Source organism: Bradyrhizobium sp. USDA 4541 (genome assembly GCF_024171085.1).
Lineage (GTDB): Bacteria > Pseudomonadota > Alphaproteobacteria > Rhizobiales > Xanthobacteraceae > Bradyrhizobium > Bradyrhizobium australafricanum.
Window position 1 is genome coordinate 4,566,831 of the sequence record NZ_JALJZF010000001.1, and the last position, 18,940, is coordinate 4,585,770.

The 18,940-nt window shown below is 60.7% G+C and carries 17 protein-coding genes and 2 pseudogenes; 11 read left to right on the forward strand and 8 right to left on the reverse strand.

The window, feature by feature from the left end; all coding sequences use genetic code 11:
• Positions 1-243 precede the first annotated feature (243 nt).
• Positions 244-393: a hypothetical protein gene (locus J2R80_RS21470; protein ID WP_168856000.1), complete on the reverse strand. Its 150-nt coding sequence runs from the start codon at positions 391-393 to the stop codon at positions 244-246.
• Positions 394-745: 352 nt separating this feature from the next.
• Here J2R80_RS21470 and J2R80_RS21475 point away from each other — a divergent pair, with 352 nt between their 5' ends.
• Both J2R80_RS21475 and J2R80_RS21480 read left to right on the forward strand, forming a co-directional pair.
• On the forward strand, positions 746-991 hold the full coding sequence (locus J2R80_RS21475) for a hypothetical protein (protein ID WP_141341745.1): 246 nt from the start codon (positions 746-748) through the stop codon (positions 989-991).
• A 335-nt stretch (positions 992-1,326) separates the two neighbouring features.
• Positions 1,327-1,591: pseudogene (locus J2R80_RS21480) on the forward strand (ATP-binding protein); the annotation flags it as partial.
• A 199-nt stretch (positions 1,592-1,790) separates the two neighbouring features.
• On the opposite strand, the gene J2R80_RS43750 reads toward J2R80_RS21480, so the two are convergent.
• The 4 genes from J2R80_RS43750 to J2R80_RS21500 form a co-directional block, all read right to left on the reverse strand.
• Positions 1,791-1,988, reverse strand: coding sequence for a hypothetical protein (locus J2R80_RS43750; protein ID WP_253641004.1), 198 nt, complete (start codon positions 1,986-1,988; stop codon positions 1,791-1,793).
• Between the two features lie 225 nt (positions 1,989-2,213).
• Entirely contained in the window at positions 2,214-2,384 is a 171-nt protein-coding gene (locus J2R80_RS21490) for a hypothetical protein (RefSeq protein WP_253589765.1), read from the reverse strand.
• A 169-nt stretch (positions 2,385-2,553) separates the two neighbouring features.
• On the reverse strand, positions 2,554-3,264 hold the full coding sequence (locus J2R80_RS21495; protein WP_253639344.1) for a substrate-binding domain-containing protein: 711 nt from the start codon (positions 3,262-3,264) through the stop codon (positions 2,554-2,556).
• 39 nt (positions 3,265-3,303) lie between these two features.
• Positions 3,304-4,224, reverse strand: a complete 921-nt coding sequence (locus tag J2R80_RS21500) for a tripartite tricarboxylate transporter substrate binding protein (protein WP_375162657.1) — start codon at positions 4,222-4,224, stop codon at positions 3,304-3,306.
• Positions 4,225-4,426: 202 nt separating this feature from the next.
• Between J2R80_RS21500 and J2R80_RS21505 the strand changes: the two genes are divergently transcribed.
• The 3 genes from J2R80_RS21505 (at position 4,427) to J2R80_RS21515 (ending at position 8,583) form a co-directional block, all read left to right on the forward strand.
• Positions 4,427-5,497, forward strand: coding sequence for an ABC transporter substrate-binding protein (locus tag J2R80_RS21505; protein WP_253639346.1), 1,071 nt, complete (start codon positions 4,427-4,429; stop codon positions 5,495-5,497).
• Between the two features lie 125 nt (positions 5,498-5,622).
• Positions 5,623-7,722 (forward strand): molybdopterin oxidoreductase family protein, encoded by a 2,100-nt coding sequence (locus tag J2R80_RS21510; RefSeq protein WP_253639347.1) that lies wholly within the window; start codon positions 5,623-5,625, stop codon positions 7,720-7,722.
• Between the two features lie 81 nt (positions 7,723-7,803).
• On the forward strand, positions 7,804-8,583 hold the full coding sequence (locus tag J2R80_RS21515; protein WP_253639348.1) for an enoyl-CoA hydratase/isomerase family protein: 780 nt from the start codon (positions 7,804-7,806) through the stop codon (positions 8,581-8,583).
• Between the two features lie 58 nt (positions 8,584-8,641).
• On the opposite strand, the gene J2R80_RS21520 is transcribed toward J2R80_RS21515, so the two are convergent.
• Positions 8,642-9,940 (reverse strand): hypothetical protein, encoded by a 1,299-nt coding sequence (locus tag J2R80_RS21520; protein ID WP_253639349.1) that lies wholly within the window; start codon positions 9,938-9,940, stop codon positions 8,642-8,644.
• Between the two features lie 1,164 nt (positions 9,941-11,104).
• Here J2R80_RS21520 and J2R80_RS21525 point away from each other — a divergent pair.
• The 3 genes from J2R80_RS21525 (at position 11,105) to J2R80_RS21535 (ending at position 14,528) form a co-directional block, all read left to right on the forward strand.
• Positions 11,105-12,067 (forward strand): ArdC family protein, encoded by a 963-nt coding sequence (locus tag J2R80_RS21525; protein ID WP_253639350.1) that lies wholly within the window; start codon positions 11,105-11,107, stop codon positions 12,065-12,067.
• A 99-nt stretch (positions 12,068-12,166) separates the two neighbouring features.
• Entirely contained in the window at positions 12,167-13,273 is a 1,107-nt protein-coding gene (locus J2R80_RS21530; RefSeq protein ID WP_375162600.1) for a toprim domain-containing protein, read from the forward strand.
• A gap of 316 nt (positions 13,274-13,589) precedes the next feature.
• The gene (locus J2R80_RS21535) at positions 13,590-14,528 is read left to right on the forward strand and encodes a DUF2493 domain-containing protein (protein WP_253639351.1); all 939 of its coding nucleotides are present in this window, start codon (positions 13,590-13,592) and stop codon (positions 14,526-14,528) included.
• A 429-nt stretch (positions 14,529-14,957) separates the two neighbouring features.
• Here the strand turns inward: J2R80_RS21535 and J2R80_RS21540 are convergent, their stop codons facing one another.
• A complete protein-coding gene (locus J2R80_RS21540) occupies positions 14,958-16,508 on the reverse strand; it encodes a Fic family protein (protein WP_253641006.1) in 1,551 nt (516 codons plus the stop codon).
• A 915-nt stretch (positions 16,509-17,423) separates the two neighbouring features.
• Between J2R80_RS21540 and J2R80_RS21545 the strand changes: the two genes are divergently transcribed.
• Both J2R80_RS21545 and J2R80_RS21550 read left to right on the forward strand, forming a co-directional pair.
• The gene (locus tag J2R80_RS21545) at positions 17,424-17,735 is read left to right on the forward strand and encodes a DUF736 domain-containing protein (RefSeq protein ID WP_141341719.1); all 312 of its coding nucleotides are present in this window, start codon (positions 17,424-17,426) and stop codon (positions 17,733-17,735) included.
• Between the two features lie 85 nt (positions 17,736-17,820).
• Positions 17,821-17,997: pseudogene (locus tag J2R80_RS21550) on the forward strand (DUF932 domain-containing protein); the annotation flags it as partial.
• 177 nt (positions 17,998-18,174) lie between these two features.
• Here J2R80_RS21550 and J2R80_RS21555 read toward each other — a convergent pair.
• Positions 18,175-18,408 carry a helix-turn-helix domain-containing protein gene (locus J2R80_RS21555; RefSeq protein ID WP_092089923.1) on the reverse strand — a complete coding sequence of 78 codons (234 nt, stop codon included), beginning with the start codon at positions 18,406-18,408 and terminating at the stop codon, positions 18,175-18,177.
• Between the two features lie 186 nt (positions 18,409-18,594).
• Between J2R80_RS21555 and J2R80_RS21560 the strand changes: the two genes are divergently transcribed.
• Positions 18,595-18,867, forward strand: coding sequence for a DUF2285 domain-containing protein (locus tag J2R80_RS21560; RefSeq protein WP_253641007.1), 273 nt, complete (start codon positions 18,595-18,597; stop codon positions 18,865-18,867).
• The last annotated feature ends 73 nt before the right edge of the window (positions 18,868-18,940 follow it).

Sequence of the window (18,940 nt, forward strand, 5' to 3'; positions counted from 1 at the left end):
TTCGCTCGTGCGACCCTTAGATCTCACGCCGATCCTTTCGTGGTCGTGAGTTAAGAAGATCCGGCAGCGGTGACAGTTGGGGGCGTGGCTCGGAACTTGGCTCTGTGGTTGCTTCGTCCTGGACATTGGTCCGGCGCCGGCGGCTAATCACAAGGCCAATCAGGCCGACCGCTATCAGCGCGGCCCCTGCGATTATCAGCCAATGCGGCAATTGCAATGAGAGCAGCAAGGCCTTTGCCATTTTCACTCCAGGACAGCGTACTCAAATGCCACGCCCTCGGGGGCGTTTTCCTCGAACCATTTCTCGGCGGCCTCGATCGAAGCGAAGACCTTGATGTGGTCCTCGTCGCCGATTTTCTTGGCCGTGTCCGTGTAGATCCAGACAGTTTTCATCGCATCAACTCAAATAATCCTTGACCTCGGTCAACCCGCAGCTTGGTGCCCCACGGCATCTGCCCCAGCAGCATATGCTTCGTGCCGACCGCGACCCGATCGCGTTAGATGTTGTCCTGTTCTGCGTGATAACCCTTCATGTCCGCGGCGAACCGGTGTGCGACCTCGGGCGGGATTTCCAGCAGCTTTCGGTTGATCGGCATGGCATTGGCATGAAATTACGACAACACTGCCAAGTTTAAAATACGCGCAGCCGGCGTGGGTGCCATGGTTCATCTTCCAAACGGATTACTGCGGCGGAGGCATGCAGAAGCTCCCGCTCTTCCAGCCGCCATGTTTTGACGGATAGGCGATGGCTGAAATCTTATTGGCCCGCATCGCCGGTGCGAGTGCAATGATGGGTTTTGACCGACGTCTTGTGCGCCAAGCTGCCATCCTTGCGCTAACGCTTGCGGGATCGCGGGGCGCAGCGAGCGGTGAAATCACGCGTATGAAGGACGATCCGACCAAAATCACGCTCGGCAAAATGCGACAAACAGGCGCAACTCGCACATTGTTCTCTGCAAAGATTATCGGCGCTCCCACAATGTCCGGCTAGGCGCAGCGATAGCACGACGGGATGTGCCTATCCGATCTTGATTTAATTGCACGGCCTTGAAAGGCAGGGCTCGATCATTCGATCGCTCGACGTGCCGCCCGAAATGGATCCTAATTAGCTGCGCCGGCAGACCGCGTTGGTGTACGTCGCTCGGCAATTACGCCGTAGTCAGTGCCCAGAAAACAACCACAGCAGGATGATCACAGGAATTGGCACGCCCAAAAGCCAAAGCAAAACGCCTCGTCCCATCTCGCTTCCCTCCCTTATTTATTCACGCCAATGGCAACTCCGGAGACGCGGCCATGTTCCTAGCCCACCGATCGCGTCGTCCTTGCCGCCGCTACGAAACCGGCGCCATGCTAATCACGTCGAACCGCAGCGTTGCCGAATGGGGCACCGTGTTCGCCGATCCCGTGGTCGCCATCCTCGATCGACTCCTGCACCACAGCCACGTGCTGACGATCCGCGGCGACAGCTATCGTCTCCGCGCCAAGCGCATGAGCGGCCTCATCAAGCCGCCGCCCGACGGTGACGGCTCCGGTCGGCTCCGCCTCCCTCCGGCCCATTAACGTCGGAAACAACCTTCAACCGAGATCATAATCCAGACGGTGGGGGCAGTTCTTCATGACGCAAAGGGGGGCAGTTCCGGATGGCGTTTGACACTCTCGTTGCTGATGACGAATGAACAGTCGCCGCTGCTTGCGATCCATATCTCCAGTTCAGTATCGACTCGGCGAAAGTGCAGGGCCATATCACCCGCCACAAACTTTGGTCGTCCGTGATCGTCCACATGGGACGCTCAACCTCCTTTGGTGCAGTTGGCCGCTTCGGCCTCCCGCGCCAGCCGTTCGGCTTTTAGGCGCTCCCGATTATCGTGGATCGCTTTTTGCGCTTTGGCGTAATCCGTCATGGCTTCCGTCGGCCTGACAGTTTTGAATGCTTTGTTTGCTTCGCGCTCCGCAGCCGTCGGCGCCCGTTGGTTTCGGTCTTTAATTATGGTTAGTCGAATCCAATCGGCAGCATCCGTACTTGAGGCCGATGACCGGACAGTGGTCGTTGCGGCTTCGCGCTCTTGTTGTGGGGGCTGCGGCGGCCGCAAATAGGATCCATCTGGGATTCGTTGGCTATCGCTCTGCAACCAATGACTACTGTATCAACGCGAGCAGCGTGCAGGGTGACCCGAAGACTGCTTTCATGTGGCGCTTCAGCAAGAGCGGAGCGCTCACGGGCAGGCGCGGGGCAGGATCAGTTCTTGTTCGCGCCGAACGCGTCCGTGCCTGTGCAGCACACGATCACGAACTTCGCGCTGGGGATCGACAAGCTCGACGTTCGTCAATTCAGCAATCTCTTCCCTTGGATCGCTTCCGACCGAGAACCAGGTTGGCAACGACACGACAATTACCTCTGGATGTCGACGACGCAATTCTTCTTAAGAATGTGATTGCAGCGAATTTGCAGGTCCTCTTATGCATCCATAAGCGATGCATCGTGCTGATGCATTCTGTCGACCTAGCGATAACGCTTGAACATATTTCATCGCACTTTAGGTGGTCTGGGCTCATCTACGACGTCAGGCCAGAAACAAAGCCAGTCTGGCTGCGTAGCGCAGATGTTTCCGGCGACGTCAGCAATGCGATCAGGCGTTGCGCCTGCGACGCCGACGATGCCTGTGTCGGAATGGCCGCCGTATACATCGTCGCGAGCCCGCACTCCGGCGGCAGGCTGCCCGACAGCACGATGCCCTTGGTGCTGATGATCTCGGTCGATTGCGTACAGCCGATCGGCCGCCGATCTCCGGATTCGGCCAGATGTCGCATGGCCGTCGTACCGTTTGGAAAGATCTTCAGGCGGTCCGCGACGACATCAGCGATGTCCAGCTGCGCGAGCACCCTGCCGACATGAATTCCGGCCGTCGACACCTTCGTATCGGGCACGAAGATCGCGTCCGCCGCGAGCAATGCCGCGCGCAGGCTGGCCGCGTCGTCGGCGGTGACCGACGGATCGCCGGCCCGGACGGCGAGGGCGGTTTCAACCCGGCCGATGTCCGTGATCGAGCTGCGCAAAACCAGCCCTTCGTCGGCCAGCTTCGCGATCAGAGCGGCGGTCAGGATGACAATGTCGGTTGCAGCGCCAGTGCGTAACTTGTCGGCCATGGCGCCGACCGCGCCAAAATCGCCGGCAATGCTGAGCCCGGTCTCAGCTTCAAACGCTGGCGCGAGGCTGCGCACCAGGCCCAGCGCCGCCCCGCCGCTCAGGATGTTCAACGTCTTCATGCGCACTGTTCCTTCACTCGCGGACTCGCCGGTGCGTGCCTATTGGGGCTTGTCCAATCTCTTGACGACGTCTGCCCACTTCACGATATCGGCGCGCAGGAATGCGTCGAACGCCGCCGGCGTCATGGTCATCGGCGCCGCGCCCTGCGCGGCCCAGAGCTTCTCGACCTCTGGCCGCTTGATTGCGGCGTTCACTGCCGCGTTGAGCTTGTCGATGATCGGCGTCGGCGTGTCCGCCGGGGCCATCAGGCCGAGCCAGATCGTTGCCTCATAGCCGGACACGCCCGCCTCGGTCACCGTCGGAACGTTGGGCAGCACCGTCGAACGAATCTTGCCGGTCGTTGCGAGCGCGCGCACCTGATTTTCGGCGACATTCGGCGCCATCGCCGGAACGGCATCGATCATCATCTGGACCTGGCCGCCGATGACGCCGCCGCGGGCTTCGCCGCTGTTGCGGTAGGGCACGTGCACGACGTCGATGCCGGCCATGGCTTTGAACAGCTCGCCCGCCATGTGATACGGCGTACCCTGACCTGACGAGGCATAGTTCAGCTGTCCGGGCTGCGCCTTTGCGAGGGCGATGAACTCCTGCAAGGTCTTTGCCTGCACGGCGGGGTGGACCACGATCACGAGATCCGAGGTATTCAACGACGCGATCGGCGTCAGGTCGCGCATCAGCGCATATTTGCGCTGCGGCACCAGCGATTCGTTCGCAGTCTGGGTGTTCGACATCATCAGGAGGGTGTAGCCGTCGGCCGGCGCCTTGGCGACCTCGAGGGTGCCGATCACGCCGCCGGCGCCGGTGCGGTTCTCCACCACGAAGGGCTGGCCGAGGCTTTCCTGCAAGATGCCGCCGATCTGTCGCGCGACGACGTCGGCCGGACCGCCGGGACCGAAGGGAACGATGATCCTGACCGGCCGCGCGGGATAGTCTTCGGCGTCAGCATATGAGCCTGACATGGACACGGTCAGCAACGCCGCGACAAACACCAAGGCGTATCGCAGGCTTGCCATTGACTGAATCCCCCAACTTTAGTCTTGTTTCTTGATCAGAAGTCTAGCTGCAACCTGAAGCCTCTGTCGACGACAGACTCCGTTTTCGCGCATTGGAATAAGAGCGGGAGGACGGTGTACAACTTCGCCATCGCGTGCGGGGAATCATATGAGGAAACATCCTGGGCTATCGCGCCGCGACATGCTGAAGGGCTCGGGCGCCATGCTCACCGGGGCCGCCCTTTCAACGCGCGTGACGGCCGCCGCGCCACCGGCGGAACCGGTGACGCCGACGCTGATCGAGGCAGCGAAGAAAGAGGGACAGGTCGTCTATTACACCTCCACCGATCTGCCGGTCGCGGAGAAGCTGGCGAGGGCGTTCGAAGCGAAATATCCCGATATCACGGTGCGCGTCGAACGCACCGGCGCGGAGCGCGTGTTCCAGCGGGTCGGCCAGGAATATTCCAGCAACATTCATGCCGTCGACGTCGTCAACTCGTCCGACGCCGCGCATTTCATCGTGTGGAAGCGCGACGGCATTCTCGCGCCCTATGTTCCGGAGGAGGTCGCAAAATACTATCCCGAGGAGCATCGCGACGCGGACGGGCAATTCGCAAGCTTCCGGGTCTGGCTTTCGATCATTGCCTACAACACCAATCTCGTGAAGGCCGAGGAGGCGCCCACGAGCTTTGCCGATCTGCTCGATCCGAAATGGAAGGGCAAAATCGTGAAGGCGCATCCCGGCTATAGCGGCACCATCATGACCGCGACCTATCAGATGCAGCGCGATCTCGGCTGGAGCTTTTTCGAGCAACTCGCCAAGCAGAACATCATGCAGGTGCAATCCTCGACGGATCCACCCAAGAAGCTCGATCTCGGCGAGCGTGCTGTGATGGCCGACGGCAACGAATACAACATCTTTCAGATGAAGGAGGCCGGCCGCCCGGTCGAGCCGGTCTATGCCACCGAGGGGTCGCCGATCATCGTCGGCCCGAACGGGATCTTCAAGGACGCTCCGCATCCGAATGCCGCCAGGCTGTTCCAGTCCTTCGCGCTCGGGCGTGAGGGCCAGCAGCTCAATGTCGAGATCGGCGGCCTCAGGTCCGTCCATGCACAGGCCAAGGAGAAGGCTGGACGCAGGCCGCTAAAGGACATCAAGACGATGAAGGACGATCCGGTGGCGGTAGAGCGGGAAGGGGAATCGATCAAATCGCACTACACCCGCATCTTCCGCGTCTGATGGGACGGCTCAGGCCAATAGCTGCCCGTCCCGGCGCCTGTCGCATGGCACGTGAGCAGATTTCGCGCCGGCTGGGTCAATAATGCCCCTCGGCGGAGGCGGCATTTGATGTTACCAATTTGGCCATGAACCAGCATGCCAAGGTCGACATCCGCCATTCCACCTGTCCGCACGACTGCCCGTCGGCATGTGCGCTCGACGTCGAGGTGATCGAGGGACGCTCGATCGGTCGCGTCAGGGGCTCCAAACAGCAGACCTATACGGCCGGCGTGGTCTGCGCCAAGGTCGCGCGTTATGCCGAGCGGATTCATCATGCCGAACGGCTGATGTATCCGCTGCGCCGGACCGGCCCGAAGGGCTCGGGCCAGTTCGCGCGGATCGCCTGGGACGAGGCGCTGGATGAGATCGCGGCGCGGTTCGATGCGGCCGAGCGGGAGTTCGGCGCCGAGTCGGTCTGGCCCTATTACTACGCCGGCACCATGGGGCTCGTGATGCGCGACGGCCTCAACCGTCTGTCGCATGTGAAGAAGTATTCGCGCTTCTACGGCACGATCTGCGCAACCATCGCGCGCATCGGCTTTGCCGCCGGGACCGGCAAGATCGCCGGCGTCGATCCGCGCGAGATGGGCGTCTCCGACCTCGTCGTGATCTGGGGCACCAATCCGGTGAACACCCAGGTCAATGTGATGACGCATGCATCCCGCGCGCGCAAGGAGCGCGGCGCGAAGATCGCGGCGGTCGACGTCTACAACAACGAGACCATGAAGCAAGCCGACATCAAGATCCTGCTGCGGCCGGGGACGGACGGCGCGTTCGCCTGCGCTGTGATGCATGTGCTGTTCCGCGAGGGATTTGCCGATCGCGATTATCTTGCGCGCTATACCGACTGCCCGGACGAGTTGGAGGCGCATCTGAAGACGCGCACGCCGGAATGGGCTTCAGCGATCTCGGGCGTGCCGGTCGACGAGATCGAGGCGTTCGCGCGGCTGGTCGGACAGACCAAGCGCTCGTTCTTCCGTCTTGGCTACGGCTTCACCCGCAGCCGCAACGGTGCCGCCCAGATGCACGCTGCCTCGTGCATCCCCGCGGTCACCGGTGCCTGGCAATATGAGGGCGGCGGCGCGTTCTTCAACAACGCCGCAATCTGGCGTTTCGACGAGTCGATCATCGAAGGCCACGACGCGATCGATCCCTCGACGCGGGTGCTCGATCAGTCCAAGATCGGCCGCATCCTCACCGGCGATCCCGAAGCGCTGCGCGGCGGCGGCCCGGTCAAGGCAATGCTGATCCAGAACACCAACCCAATGACGGTGGCGCCCGAGCAGGCGCTGGTGCGCCGGGGCTTTGCCCGCGAGGATCTGTTCGTCGCGGTGCACGAGCAGTTCATGACCGAGACGGCGCAGATGGCCGATATCGTGCTGCCGGCAACGATGTTTATGGAGCACGACGACCTCTATTACGGCGGCGGTCATCAGCACATCTCGGTCGGCCCGAAGCTGATCGATCCGCCCGGCGAGTGCCGTTCCAATCATGAGGTGATGCAGGGGCTGGGCCGCCGGCTCAATGCCGTGCATCCCGGCTTCGACATGACGCCGCGCCAGCTGATCGATGCGACGTTGAAGAAGAGCGGCCACGGCACGATCGAGGCGCTGGAGGCCGATATCTGGCGCGACCTGCAGCCTGATTTCCACACCTCGCATTATCTCGACGGCTTCGCTCATGCCGACAAGAAGTTCCACTTCAAGGTCGATTGGGGCAAGGTGCCCGTTGGCACCGGCGGGCTGATGGGGGCGTGGGACAAGATGCCCTCGCTGCCCGACCACTGGACCATCATTGAGGAGGCGGATGCGCAGCATCCGTTCCGGCTTGCGACCTCGCCGTCCCGCAGCTTCCTCAACACCAGCTTCAACGAAACGCCGTCGTCGCAGGCCCGCGAGGGCGCGCCGACCGTGATGATCCATCCCGACGATGCGGCTGATCTCTTGATCGCCGATGGCGACGCGGTGACGCTCGGCAACACGCGCGGCGAGACCACGCTGACCGCGAAACTGTTCGACGGCGTTCGCCGCGGCGTGCTGATCGCCGAGTCGATCCATCCGAACAAGTCCCATATCGGCGGGCGTGGCATCAACATGCTGACCGGGGCGGAGGCCGTCGCGCCGCTCGGCGGCGCCGCGTTCCACGACAACAAGGTCTGGGTCCGGAAGGCATCGACCGGCGCATAAATCCTGCTTGCAGTCGGCGCCGATCCTGCCGCAAATGTCGGCTGACACCGGCACATTGGCCAAGAAAAACAGGCAGGAAACATGACCGACAACAGCGTTCTTCTCGAAAAGCGCGGGCAGGCGTTCTGGATCACCATCAACCGCCCGGACAAGCGCAACGCGCTCAATGCCGCTGTGATCGCGGGTATCGCCAAGGGCTATCGCGAGGCGCATGACGACAAGGACGTCCGCGTCATCGTGCTGACCGGCGCGGGTGACAAGGCGTTCTGCGCCGGCGCCGATCTGCAGAACAGCGGCGCGGCGTTCTCGATGGATTTCTCGCGCCCTAATGTCGATTATGCCGACCTGTTGCGGCTGTCGCAGAACGCGACCAAGCCTGCGATCGCGCGGGTCGGCGGCGTCTGCATGGCCGGCGGCATGGGACTGTTGTGCATGACCGACATGGCGGTCGCCGGCGATGGCGTGATCTTCGGTCTGCCTGAGGTGAAGGTCGGCGTGTTTCCGATGCAGGTGCTGAGCCTGCTGCAGTCGATCGCGCCCGCCCGCCTCGTCAACGAATGGGCGCTGACCGGCGAGCCGTTCGACGCCGCGACGGCCAAGGCTGCGGGTCTTCTCAACTACGTTGTGCCGGCGGCCGAGCTCGACGCCAAGGTCGATTGGCTGATCGGCCGCATCGCCGACAAGTCGCCGACGGCGATCCGTCGCGGCAAATACGCGATGCGGGCGATCGCCTCGATGTCGTTCGATGAAAGCATCGCCTACACCGAAAGCCAGATCGCGCTGCTCGCGATGACCGAGGACGCCAAGGAAGGCCTCAAGGCCTTCGGCGAGAAGCGCAAGCCGACATGGACCGGGCGTTAGGTGGAAACCTAATCCTGGTCTTCCGCCCGGTATCTCGCGCCGGCGTGACTTATGAAAATCAAGCGTGTCGATTGCTCGAAACGATTGAAGAATGAGGAGCGAGCACGCCTTCTGACAAGAGGGTCGTCCTGGCTCGCTCCTCGCGGCGCTTCTTGGCGGCCACGATCAATTGCTTCCGCGTGCGTTTGGCGTAGGTGGGTAGTTGTAGTCTCGAGCGATGGCGGCCGGCGGCACGCAGTTCAGCGTCCGTAAGATCGCTGTCTGCGCCTTCGGTGAAGCCGCCGTGGCGAAAGGACGTAAATGAGAGCTCGTTCCGAAGTCCCGCTGCTATGATTATCTTTTTAACGACATGCCGAAGGTAGCGCAGATCCTTGCGCTCGGTGATCCACGGCAGAGGAGTAGGCGACCTGCGATGAGCATGATCGCGGCGAAACGCCAGTCCTGAAGCGACTGAGTCTTTGAGAGCATCAAGCTCCGCCATCAACTCGGGGAAGAGCAGCACACTGTTCTCATCGACCAAAGGCCACCAGGCTTCTTCGCCATTCTTTGGGTGCATAATCCTCACGCTGTTGGGGCGTTCTTTCGGTCGATAGTGCTCGATTTCGAAGACTCCGAATATATGTTCCTCGCGCTGCAGCCACTCCCAGGTCAGCAATGCAGCAGTTGCGATCGAGTGGTACCCCAGTCTCTTTGCGGCTTGCCTGAAGGCGACAAGCTCTTCCCAGGTCGCGGTAGGCGTCTCTCGCACGGCCTGACCAGGAGCCCGCGATTTTAAGCCCATCCGCGAGAATGGGTTGATGGCTGGCACTTTCGTTTCCTGGGCGCGCTGACCAACGAACCAGGCGCGCCTGCATGCGGTCATGGCAGCGTTTGCGAAACGCCGACGTTCGCGCTTGACGATGTTTCCATCCGCGTCGTTGTATTGAACGACGAGCAGATTTGCATAAACCGCATCGACAAATGCTTTGGAAAAATCAGCAATCTGTTTCGAGCCCGCGCGGCTACCGTCGTTCAATTCGTGGTTGGCGAATAGCGCCAGGCCTTGGTCGTATAAGCGTTGGGTCTTGAAATCGATTTCACGCCATCGGTGGTTGGCTTTGAATACGCCGACAAGCCAATCAAAAGTGCCAGGCACGGGAGACGCCGGGACCATGTCGGTCAATCCGCCCGAACGCCAGCTGTCGAAGGCAGGCAGCAGAATATTCTTGGTTCTGTTGAGAGCGGTTGCATAGTCTTCTCCCAGTGCTTCAGCTGTGACAGGGCAGCCTTCATTGCGAGCCCAGGTTGGCGGCTCGAAGAAATATCCGCGTCGACCATTCTTCAATGACTTTAGCCTGCAGTAGCGCGGAAGCTTCATTGCAGCGCGACCTTAACGTCTTGCCAGGGAGGCCAAATCCTCGCCTTCTGATCTGTCCAAATTGGTAGTTCTACGGGGCGCGGCAAAATCATCAATCGCGGCCCTTGACCAGACCGGTTGCCGCGCCCGCCCAATTCCACGATAGCCGATTGGAGGCGGCGCCTCGCCGCGGCCTACGGCTCGCGCGAGTTCATGGCTATTTGCGAGATCCAAATAGGCGGCGGCCATGTCGGCGAGCATGAGTGCAGGCCAGGCGCCGATGGGTGGATAACGAGCAGGAAGAGCGGAGCGGGATGTCATAGGCGTTAGCTCGCGCGTCAATGCTGCAACGATCTCGGTGCCGAATTCAGTAGAATGGCGTCATCATCCCTGGAGAGGGTCCTTATTCGTGCAACGCCTCGGAAAGCACGAAACCGGATATTCAAAGTCAAATTCGCCGCTACCTTGTGGCCTTCTGGCATGCCGCCCTCCAGTCACATGGATGCTCTCTCGGAGCACGAGAAGGCTGCGAGGAAAAGAGCCATCAACAATTGGTGCGGTAATCGGCGGGCCTAGAGTGCGAAAAGGTGCCGGGCATCGATTGAGCCAGTATTCAGCGGCGCCTCAAGTCATTGAGGCCCTGCTTGAGGTTCTGAAAAATGCTCGATGGCAATTCGTCGAGAGAAATTTCGGCGGCGCGCGCGGATAATCCGCTCGTTGAGAGGCATATGATTCTTGCGGGCTGTCAGTTCGAATTCCGACAAGTCCTATCGCTGATCCGACGTTTGGGCCTCTTAACAAGTGCTCCTTTGTCGGAATGGCGGGACCGTCTGACGGTAGCTGCTCCAATCGAGGAGATCCTTCTCGGGGGACAGATTGGAATGTGGGTCAGAGCATGAGTACCGAGCGCTACGTACTGCAGACTGACTGACGATGAATCCTCTTGTGTCGGTCCGGCTGGGCGTCGCCCTTTCGGGCCGGGCTGTCGGCTGCGCTGAAACCCCGGGCTTCGCCCGGTTTTCACCCTTCGGGCTTCCATCCCTGACGCGATGGAGGCACCGGAGACACCAACCTGCGCCGCGCAAGCGCGAAAACGAACATAGAGAGGGAGAGTGCGGCCGCTAGAGGCCGTGACGGGTTGAAAGTTGCGAGAGAGGCTCGCGGCGCCCGTCGCGGAGGCCCACGATGTCCAAATATCATCCCTCGGTGCGCGCCAGCCAGAACCGGGTGAGCCTGCATGACGAAATTACCAACAGAATCATCGCCGAACTGGAGGCCGGCCATGTACCCTGGGTTCAGCCTTGGGACGCTGGGGCTGGGACGGCGCCGCTAGCCATGCCCGAGAATGCCGCGTCACATCGTCCCTATAGCGGAGTTAATATACTAATACTCTGGAGTGCAGCCCGGGAGCGCCGATTTTCAAGCCAACGCTGGCTGACCTATCGTCAGGCGCTTGCAATCGGTGGCCATGTGCGCAAAGGCGAGCAGGGTACTACTGTCGTTTATGCCGATCGCTTCGTACCATCTGATGAAAAGCGCCGTGTGTCCGAGACCGGCGAGGAGGCGCACGCTGTTCCATTCCTGAAGCGCTTTACCGTCTTCAATACCGATCAATGCGTACTCCCAGCGGAAATTGCGACCACGGCACCGCCGTGGCGACCTGGCATGATCGAGCCGACGGTCGAGGCGTTGATCAGAGCGAGTGGTATCGATTTTCGCATCGGAGGCACTCGAGCGTTCTATGCACCGGTGGAGGACTACGTCCAGGTGCCGCCGCCAGCGGCCTTTTTCGAGCCGATCAACTGGCACCGCACGGCGCTCCATGAGCTTGGCCACGCTAGCGGCCATGCTTCCCGCCTCGATCGCGACCTTGGCGGTTCCTTTGACACCAAGAGATACGCTTTCGAGGAATTGATCGCCGAACTCTGTGCCGCATTCTGCTGCACATCACTTGGCATCGCGCCCACCGTGCGGCACGCTGATTATATCGGTTCGTGGCTCGAGGTTCTGCGTGAGGATAACCGCGCGATTCTGCGAGCAGCGTCGCAGGCGAGCAAGGCCGCTGACTATCTGCTCGGCTTCCTTCCTGAAATCACGGCGGTCCCATCGACCAGCCAGGCCGGCGCGAATGAGGAGGTGGCGTCATGAGGCCCTGCTGACGGACGAGAGGAAGAGGCGCGCGAGAAACGCCATGACGGGTTGGAGGCCGAGAGAGAGGCTCTCGGTCGCTCGTCGTGGTGAACTCAGATGACAGAGACTTCCGAAAGAGCAAAGCCGTTTCGCTCCGGTGATATTTCCGAAGATAGAAGGTTGCCTGATGCTTCCGAGTTGGCGCATCGCCTGTCGCGTGATGCCGAGGCGGTTTGTCGACACTATCTGTCCAATGGCCGACGCCAAGGACGTTATTGGGTGGTGGGAGACTGCAGAAACACTCCCGGTCGATCCCTGTTCGTACGGTTGAACGAAACGCTCCAGGGACTTGCAGGCAAGTGGACGGATGCCGCCACCGGAGAGCATGGTGACCTTCTCGACATCATTCGGCAAAGCTGCGGATTGGTTCATTTTCGTGATGTGGCGAAAGAGGCGCGACGATTTCTCGGTATGCCGAGGCCCAATCCCCAACCGACATCGATTCCTGGTCGCGGGGCGATCCGAGCCAGATCCGCGGAGGCCGCTCGTCGCCTGTTTGCCAAGTCGCAGCCGATTGATCGGACCATCGCCCAACTTTACTTGCGAGAACGCGGTATCGAACCCGTCCATGACGAAGGCGCGCTCCGTTTCCATGCGCGATGCTATTATCGGCCCAACGAAGACTCGCAGATCGAGGTCGGCCCGGCGATGATTGCCCGAGTGACCGATCTCAAGGGGCAAATCACAGGCGTACACCGCACCTGGCTTCATCCCTCGGGGCGCAGCTTGGCACTCGTCGATACGCCGCGACGCGCATTGGGTAATCTCTTGGGCAACGCAGTGCGCTTTGGCACGCTTGATGACGTCCTGGTGGCGGGCGAGGGGATCGAGACCATGCTGTCGCTTCGCTGCGTATTGCCGACCATGCCGATGGTGGCAGCCCTTTCGGCCAATCACCTTGCCGGCATCCTCCTCCCGCCGTCGCTGCGGCGGCTCTATATCGCTCGCGATGCGGATGCGGCCGGAAGAGTCGCGGCGACGAGCCTGACGACCCGCGCCGAGGCCGCAGGCATTGAAGCGCTCACTTTGTCGCCGAGGCTCGACGATTTCAACGATGATCTACGCGCCATGGCCGCCGTGGAATTTCGAGCAACGTTGTGCGAGCAACTCGTTCCAGAGGACGCCGTCCGCTTCTTGTCTTTAGCTGCGAGCAAGCGGGGATAGCGGCGGCGAGTTCGGTCCCGATGCCTTCATGCCGATCGGCTCAAGTTCGGTGTCGCTGGAAGCGGTCGCCCCCAGCCTTCTAGAGGGCGATCGGACAGCAAGCGCACCGACCCGGCAATGGCCGCGCCCGGCTATTTTCCGCCGGCCCTGCGGGCCTTTGCATCGCGAAGCAAAATAGCCGGGTTTTGGCCATCCTCCGCTCCGCTTCGGCGCCCTCGGCTTAGGCCTCCGGGGTTCTGGCTCGGACCGCGTGCCGTCTGGTGATCGCCACGAAGGCCGCGATGGGTGCGGCTGATCCGGCAAAGGACCTCTCACCATGACGACCGACCATGACGACATCGAGTTCGAACCCCGACATAACTCATCACCGACCGACCGCATTCTTAGTGAACTTCAGCTTTACGGGTACCGTCCGTTCCACGGCGAGCCCGACCCGAGGCCGTTGCCCGAAGGTAAAGCGATCGCAGGCGCCGTCGCCGATATCTTCGACGCCTTCGTGGCAACTTTAAGCGACACCCGACTTGAGCCCGATCTGGAAGGCCTGCTCTGGTCGACCGTCAATCTCTTACATCGCGCGGTGGGCCGTATCGAGCACGGGCTCGACGACAATGAGCAGGCGCAGCAGAGGAGCCAACGCGAGCAGAACGGCTCGGAAGTGCGATCTGTTGAGCTCGAAAGGCTGACCGCCGACGGCATTTCACTGGTCGAACGCCGCAACGCCATGGAGCTGTTCCGCGACCTGGCTACTGAGCAATTTGAGCTTCACACTGGCTCGCCCTGGCGGCCTCGCGCCGGATCACTGGTCAGCCATCGCACGCCCACTGCCGCGATGATCGACAGCCGCGACTTCCTAGCCGCCAAGCATCGCGCAGAAACCCTGGCGATGCCGCCATCGGGGCCCAAGATCGCCCTTACCGGCGGACTCGATTTCAACGACGTTTCGCTCGTCTGGGGCCGGCTCGACAAGGTCCACGCGAAGTATCCCGACATGGTGCTGCTTCACGGCGGCTCGCCGAAGGGGGCTGAATTGATCGCTGCAAAATGGGCCAGCAATCGCAGGGTGTCGCAGATCACCTTCAAACCGGACTGGACGAAGCATGCCAAGGCTGCACCATTCAAACGCAACGACGCCATGCTGGCAGTCATGCCGATGGGAATCATGTGCTTTCCGGGGACCGGCATACAGGATAACCTCGCCGACAAGGCGAAGAAACTCGGGATTCCGGTCTGGAAATTCGGCAAGGACGGCGCGTGAGCGCCGTCTTACTCGACTCTTGCCGAAAATCGGTTCGCGCAAGCAACGCGAGAGGTCGATAGCCCGCTCATCGAAGCGAACTTCATGCGAAATGGTTCTTGTCTCGCGTTTGGATCTATGTGTCGAAATGCGCCGTGATGGTGGAAGGCATAATCGGTCATCTTTGAGTGCGAGACCGCCACCATGCTGGCCCCTGGATTTATCCTCAAGGTCATTGGGCTCGGTGCTTTTCTGGCTGACCTTTGCTCTCGTGCCCCTCTCATTCTTCGCTGCAGTTATGATTGACTCCATAAGATACCCGCCTCGACTCGGTGACGAGTGTCTTCCTTTGCCAGCGCCAGATCGAGAATCGCTCGGATCGAGATGTCGAGCTGGATAGAGATATTCTTCGCAAGCCGCGCCTCCGAATCTAATCTGATGTACCATCAGTTACTCTCCGGTTTGGCCGAACGAATCTGCATATAGTTGTTCTATCTTTGAGACCTCGTCCTCCGTAAGCGCAGCGAATTCATCCTCTCTTGCGCGCTTCGACAGCTTGCCCTGATTTTGTCTGAGGAAGCCGAATAGATTGTTCAGTGTCCGCTCCGGCATGTCGATCATGTTCTCGATGCCGGCGCGGAACATATCGAAGCTGACAAGGAAGTTGGTTTCGTCCGGAAGATCCCGCTCAATCGTCTGACGCACGCAGGCGTACAGAAACTCCGCGTGCGGTGTCGCATCGAAGAATCGGTAGAAATCTGCCGTATCGTTGAGAACCCTGACGTTGCCCCTTGGCGTTGCCTCCCACTGGATGCAGGAAAGCAGCCTGCCCGAATAGCTCCCAAGCACGCTCTTGTACTCGGCGATCCGATCGAGGATGGCCGAGGACACAGGAAAATGCACGCCCGCCGGGTTGAACCCCCGACGTGCGAGAACATGATGCATCAGATAGCGATGAATGCGCCCGTTGCCGTCCTCAAATGGGTGGATATAGACGAACCCGAATGCGAGCACGGCCGCCGCGATAACGGCATCGAGGTCATTCTCGGCGCTGTGGTCGAAAGCGATCAATCCGGCCATGAGCGATGCGATGTCTTCATGCCGCGCGCTGATATGGTCCGGAATGGGGCGTTGGGTGTCGCGGTCGTGCTCGCCGACGAAGCCGCCATCCTTGCGAAAGCCGAGCTTGACGAAACGTTCGTCCCCGATCAGGAGGCGCTGCAGGCGATAAAACTCCTGCTCGTCGAGCGGTGCGCGACCAGCTTCCCCAATAGCGCGGCCCCATCGCTGGATTCGATCCTGCGGCGGCCTTTCGCCTTCTATCACGTAGCTGGACTTCGAGTCCTTCAGCAGAAGGAAGGCGGCCGTGCGGGCGAGCAGATCCTTCGGCACTTGGCTCACGACGGCGCGCGCGCGATCTTCCCAGTCCTGCGCGATGAATTCGTTCAGCGCAGATGTCTTGAAGACGAGCGGACAAAATTCCGGCGTGCCGGGAAGGTTGTTGCGGACACGATGCCGGGCCGAATTCTGCGGCGCACCTGCGAACTGGATGTCGGTGTCGACAGCATCCACATACGAGACCTTGTCTGCGGCAGGCAACCTCAGCTCATGACCGAGCAGCCACTCGTACAAGAACCAGATGCGGCGCGTGTAGATCCCTGTAGGCTTCTGCCGCACAATTTCGGCGACGTCTTCGTCCTTGACGGCGAGGAAAAGCCGCTTCAGGAGGGCGAGATCCAAGCCCTCGTATTTGAGCGCAAAGGTCAGATGCCCCTCAAGCGAGGCCTCGGGCGCGTGGCGCGGCGTATAGATGTGCCAGTGGTCCTTTTCAATAATGCGATGCCTGGTGCCGATCGCCGAAAGCGTCCGGGGAACCGGGACGGGCAGATCATAGGCGTCGATCAGGGCGGCGTAGCCGACCGGAACCGCTGTCTCGGGGAGCCGCCGGTCATGAAAAACGCTCACTTGCCCTGAAAATCGTGCATTTTTGCTAGATCCCATGAAAAATACTCTCAATTCCTGAATTTTCTTCGCTGAAAGCTCCAAAATCATTAGAGTCTGAGCATTCCATGAAAAATACTCAAAAATTGTTATTTATGTGAAAATTATTCACTGGCTGCTCCGCATGCCAATCTGGCGATCCAGTCCCTGCTGGAATAGGCCATTGGCCGGCGATGCCGAGCGTGCCGCAGGTGCGCTGCTCTTTCGAAGGCGTCATCTCCAGAGCAGCTACTCCCCTGGAGTTTGAAGACGGCCAGATCGAAAGAACATGCGAACGACACGTTCCCACGACGGCGCTGTCGCCCGCGGCCCTGGCGGCACCGTCATTGCGACCCGGCGACAACCCCGCGAAGTTCCGCATAGGTACGCGGCAGGCCAAGGGAATGCAGTGTCGCGCTGGTCAATCAGCAGCATTGAGGTCGGATGCCTTGTTCGTGTGATGACTGCGAACATCGAGATCGCTTTCTGGCGACCAACTCCGCCTTTGCCTTCGATCCCGTACGCTGCGGATGCGATTGGGTTCGCTGGCGTTTTCCCAGGTGCGCCTTCCTTGCCGTTAATGCGTCACCGTCAGCATATGTCCGATCTCCAGCCTGGGTCCTTGTGCTGTGTCGGTGTCGGCCGCCATGGTTGTCTTCGTCAGTTCGTTCATGGCGCGCGTCCAACGCAACCTCGAATGGGCTGATCAGGCCCGAGGGACGGCCAAGGCCTCGATCGCCTTCCCGCAACGGCTACGCCTGCTTTTTTCCCCTGCCGCGAAGTGGGCGGCATTCCTCGCGGGAGACAAAAAAGCAGGCTTGTCGCCGTCCTCCGCTGGCGCTGCGGGCCTGACGGCTGCGGGCCGATCGCTCCCCGGGCCAGGGATCGCCATCGAGGCCGCGATGGGCGCGGCCCGAGCAACCAACGGAGAGTACTATGGCTACTATCGGCACCTTCACCGCTTCGGACAACGGCTACGTCGGCTTCATCAAGACGCTGACGCTGAACATCAAGGCACGGTTCGCCGCATCCGAGAAGGATAATGACAAGGCGCCCGACTACCGCATCTTTGCCGGTGTGACCGAGTTCGGCGCCGCCTGGAAGAAGACCGCCCGCGACAGCGATCGCGAATACCTCTCGGTCAAGCTCGACGATCCGAGCTTTCCGGCCCCGATCTACGCCTCGCTGGTGAAGGTCGACGGCGACGAGGGCTTCACCCTGATCTGGTCGCGCCGCAACGGCGACTGATCCCATAGGGGTCATCGGCCCCGCCTCTTCCGAGGCGGGGCCTTTTCCATCTATGTTGCCGCTTTGCGGGAAGGCAGGAAGAGCATCCAAATCCGAGGCCTCGAAAATCATCGAAACCGTTCTGGGCGAGGAAAATCGCAAGCCGGAAAGCATGTTCGATTTCGTACAGGGCATTACTGCGTTTGCTCGCAGCAAGGTCCATCAGGACAAGCGCCTTGAGCTGGAAGGCAAAGCAAGGCGCTTGATGGAGGGCGCAATCTGAAGAACTGGGCCGCGTAACCGGGCGCCGGTTGCGCGGCTTCGCTCGATCCATGATGCGCCGCCGCCGATCCGACTTGTCGGATCGGCGGCGACGCGTGTCCGCGTCCGGCGCTCGCCGGGCCTCCGGCCCGGCTCGCGGCATATCACGGTATTATATCTTTCAGATCTTACGCCTCTATCAACCGCGGCCCTTTTTCGACGGCAAAGGACGCTTAAGAAGATCCGCCGCCTCAACGCCCAATACTTGGGCCAAGTTATCGACAACATCGATACTGGCTGCGTAGAGACTTCGTTCTAGAGCGCTAATGTAGGTCCGATCAACATCCGCGCGGTGTGCCAGCTCCTCTTGCGACAGGCTCTTTGCCTGGCGGAGTTTTCTCAGATTGAGAGCCAGTACTTCGCGGATGTTCATGCCCGGGAGGGCATCGTCTTGCAGAGTATTTCACCACGGAGTATTTTCGACAAAAGAATGAGGCGCTATACTGCTGTGCAGTTCCCGCCGGGTGTTCTGGCGTCGGCTGAATGCAACCAGGGGGCAGCTTTCAACGACACTCGCTCCAAACTATTGGGGCCACAGCGCAAGCTTTTGGAAGGACTTATGCAAACACCGCCGCTCGATCCTGATATAGCTGACTTAGCTCCAGCCGGGCCAGCGCTGACATCTTACGATGAACAGCACGTTGTAACGTACATCCGCCTCCTGCAGGCCGACAGCGAGGGCGCGGACTGGCGAGAAGTCGCTCGAATAGTGCTGCACGTCGACCCAGAGCGTGAGCCGGACCGCGCGCGGAACGCATACCAGAGTCATCTTGCGCGCGCTAAGTGGATGACCGAACAGGGGCGTCTCCTACGGGGCACGCGGTCGAATTAGAAGAAGCCCATCGACCAAACATCCATTCGGAAATCGGCTTCTTCAGCCAACACGTGTCATTCGGCAGCACCAC